This is a genomic window from Alistipes sp. AF14-19 (genome assembly GCF_003461645.1).
Taxonomy (GTDB): domain Bacteria; phylum Bacteroidota; class Bacteroidia; order Bacteroidales; family Rikenellaceae; genus Alistipes; species Alistipes shahii.
Window position 1 is genome coordinate 1 of record NZ_QTXM01000044.1, and the last position, 3,270, is coordinate 3,270.

The window sequence follows — 3,270 nt, forward strand, 5'->3', positions numbered from 1 at the left end:
TTTAAGCTGCTTCACATAGCGAAGCCCTCCGTCTTGGGCACTTTTTCCAATGGTGAACACGCTGTCAAAGAAATTGTAGAGCCGTTTGCTTCCGGCAAGGTCGTTGGATGTGATGGGACAATCCAAAGAGCGTTTGGGCGTATGTGCTAGGACAAGGATAGAGAGCGCATATCTCTTTTTGAGATTGTTCAGCTGAATCATCAGCCGTCCTGCGGCATCGCCTTTCTCCATGGCGCAACACAGGTAGGTAAGATTGTCAATGATGAAAATCTTGCAGTCGGTCTGCACAGCCATCTGTTCAATGCCGCCTATGATAGCTTCCTCAAAGTTGGCATCCAAAAGCTGGTTGCAGTCAATAGACACCCGATAGAGTTTGTCGGGAAAGGTGTAGAGCTCTCCATGCTCGTTGGTATAGCGGAGCTGGAACTGCTTTTCGGACAGTTCAAAGTCCAGATACAGCACATTGTCGGTTCGGGCGATGCGGTCGGCTATCTGCACGGCAAGGATGGACTTGCCCACGTTGGAATCGGCAAACAAGCAGGAGAGTTCCCCCTCGTACCAAAAGCTGTCCCACAGCGCACGGGGCGTAGGCAATAACGATGCTTCAAGAATGGTTTGGTTTGCCGTCTTGATATTCATCATGCCTACACTGTCGGGCATACCGTTATGCGCTTGGGATGCTTTTGTGAGGTCGCCACGTATCAGGTTGATATAGTTCTTATCCTCTTCCATATCATTCACCAGTTACGTGGGTTGGGCTTGCGACGGTGGGAAGAGGATAAGGACTTGTTCAGTTCCTCGTCTGACAACGGTATGGGATTCTTTCGGGCGGTTTCCAGCCACTTGTCCAGTTCGTCACGGTAAAGGCAATAGCGTTTGCCGGGCTTGGTGGCAGGGATTGTCCCTTCTGACAGTTTCATGTAGAGCGTACCCTTAGGGATACCTAAATACTCTGCTGCCTCGTCCACAGACATGGGCACGTGGGTGTCCACCGTTTTGGCATTGTTCACACTGCGCTGCTCGGCGAGCAGGCTTTTCAGGCTCATCACTTCGTCTCGAAGCTGAGCGACAACCTCGGGGAGGTCGTTGAAGGTAAGAATTGATTTTTCCATTCGCGTACTCGTCTCTTTTGTAAGACTTGGCGCAAAGGACTGAAATGATATATCCGTGAATATCTCCACGACACGTCATTGCAAAATAATTCCCGAATAATTAAGACCAGCCATAAATGACGGGTAAAATTACTCGGGAAACGATGTAAAACAGGCGGTTATGAGTTACCGGATGGTTGTCGTTGGTGTCGTGATTATCCTAATTCCGCACATAATCCTCGGGATAGTGGAAATCAAGTTTGCCGTTTTCGGGTTCATCAATGGGAATTTCCGTCTTTAACGGCTCTACCTTGAAATTCTTGATGGTTGATAAGTCTGTATCAGCAAACGATTTCGGGAAAAGGGCTTTGATGAACTTGGCACGGTTATCCCCATTGTAGTATCTCTTGTACAGGAAACGCTCAGAGATATTCCATACGAAGTGACGGAGTGGAATGTTGTTGATGTCTTTGGTAAACGGTCTTTGTATGGGCTTCGGGGTATAAGTGTTAAGATTCATCCATTTGTCCACCTCAGTACAGATGTGGTTCACGGTTTCTTGGTCGGCAATGCGAGGCAGGTAATAATGGCAATACTCCATGACCATGCGGATGCGCTCTTCCTTTTCCCGTTGCTCTCTGCTTGCGTAATTGGCACGGTTCTTTTCGTGAAGATCCGGGGCGATAGTAAGCTCTATCGGTTGTGTTTGGATAAGTGTCTCTTCTTTTGTCGGGGATGATTCGGGTACAGGCTCAGGGACTGATGTAGGTCCAGGCACAGATGTGGCTTCTTCAAGTGTATTTTGTGACAGTTCTTCCTGCACCTCTATGGCTTCGGCAATCGTTTCTTTCTTGCCGAACTTGATTTTGTAGATTTCGTATGTATCAAAGATAAGTGTCTGAAAGGAGAGATAGAGCAACCATCCCAACAGGTTACAGCATACGAATACTATCCACCTGACAAAGTTGTCTTGGTTGAAGCTGTCCGCTATTACCAGCGTGGCAATGGAAGATATTAGGACGATGGCGAAGCCGACAAAGCCCAAGATGATGTATTTGTCCTTGATTGATGATTCCATATTTCGTTGAGAGATTGAATGTTCCTGTATTATTTTGTGCAAAGTTAATGCTATTTTTCCCAATTACTGCCCGTTATTTGCGGTTAGAACGGTCTTTTTCAATGTATTTCACGAAATGTCATCATATCATACTCTGTTTCATACTCTGAGGGGCTTATAAATGGTGGCATCAAGCCAAAAACATAGAGGGGCGATTATAGCCTTGTAGCCATAACCGCCCCTCTGAATACCTGTCAATGTGAGACATTTATGCCTCCTTGCGCTTCAAGGTTATCTTGTCCACCACCTGACACATCCGCTGCGCTGCTATCTTGGAATAGATTTGTGTGGTGGTAATGTTCTTATGTCCGAGATAGGCTTGGATGACAGCCATGTCCGTTCCCATTTCCACGTGCAGCTTCCGAAGCTGTGGCGGGTACAGTGAAAGGTGATTTTCTTTGTTATCCCTGCTGCCGTGAGCCACCGTTGGAGTGGTCCTTGCAGCATCTTGTCCTTGAAATCCTCAAAGATAAGTCCCTCGCCCCGTTCTCCCAGCAGTCCATAGGCTTCATCACTGATGGGGTTATGCACTATTTCTTTGGTTTTCTGCATACGGGTGGTAACGAACATCCTGCCGTTGGTGTATGGTTGTATCTGCTGCCACGTGAGCTGTCTGATGTCGCTCTTTCTCAGTCCCGTAAGACAGGCGAAAAGAAAAGCTTTTTTCAAGACCTCCTCCTCACAGGGTGTTTCGGCAAGCCGTATCAGTTCCTCTTGGCTCAAATGCTCCCTGATGGTGGGAATGCACTCGATGCGGTCTAAGAAGCCGTTTGGGTTCTCCTTTATCTTCCTGTCACGGTAAGCGGTGTGCAGCACGGCACGGAAAGTTGACCAATAGCCTGCTGCGGAGTTGATGTGCAGCTTTTGGTTGGTGTGGATGGATTGGGGTGCATCAAGCAGGTATTCCATGAACTTGCGGCACAAATCCACATCCACCTCCTCAAAGGTGCATTTGCCGTTCACGAACCGCTGGAAATGCTTGTATACGTGCTGCCACTTGATATTCTTGCGGTCAGCCAGTCCTTTGAAATAGGCAAGGAAATCGCCCTTCATCTTGGTCTT

The 3,270-nt window shown here is 47.8% G+C and carries 3 protein-coding genes and 1 pseudogene; all 4 read right to left on the reverse strand.

Translation table 11 applies throughout. The features are described 5' to 3' along the window. Positions 1 to 732 (reverse strand): AAA family ATPase (locus DWW03_RS16260; protein WP_118407055.1); only part of this gene is annotated, 732 nt, incomplete at its 3' end. A 5-nt stretch (positions 733 to 737) separates the two neighbouring features. After that, the gene (locus tag DWW03_RS16265) at positions 738 to 1,112 is read right to left on the reverse strand and encodes an excisionase family DNA-binding protein (protein WP_004338328.1); all 375 of its coding nucleotides are present in this window, start codon (positions 1,110 to 1,112) and stop codon (positions 738 to 740) included. 199 nt (positions 1,113 to 1,311) lie between these two features. Beyond that, positions 1,312 to 2,169: a transposon Tn4555 protein TnpC gene (gene tnpC, locus DWW03_RS16270; RefSeq protein ID WP_004339687.1), complete on the reverse strand. Its 858-nt coding sequence runs from the start codon at positions 2,167 to 2,169 to the stop codon at positions 1,312 to 1,314. 247 nt (positions 2,170 to 2,416) lie between these two features. Beyond that, a pseudogene (locus DWW03_RS16275) lies at positions 2,417 to 3,270 on the reverse strand (tyrosine-type recombinase/integrase); the annotation flags it as partial.

Coding starts and splice junctions, on each gene's coding strand:
- DWW03_RS16265 (WP_004338328.1), bottom strand. CDS start 1,112: ATGGAAAAATCAATTCTTACCTTCAACGACCTCCCCGAGGTTGTCGCT.
- tnpC (WP_004339687.1), bottom strand. CDS start 2,169: ATGGAATCATCAATCAAGGACAAATACATCATCTTGGGCTTTGTCGGC.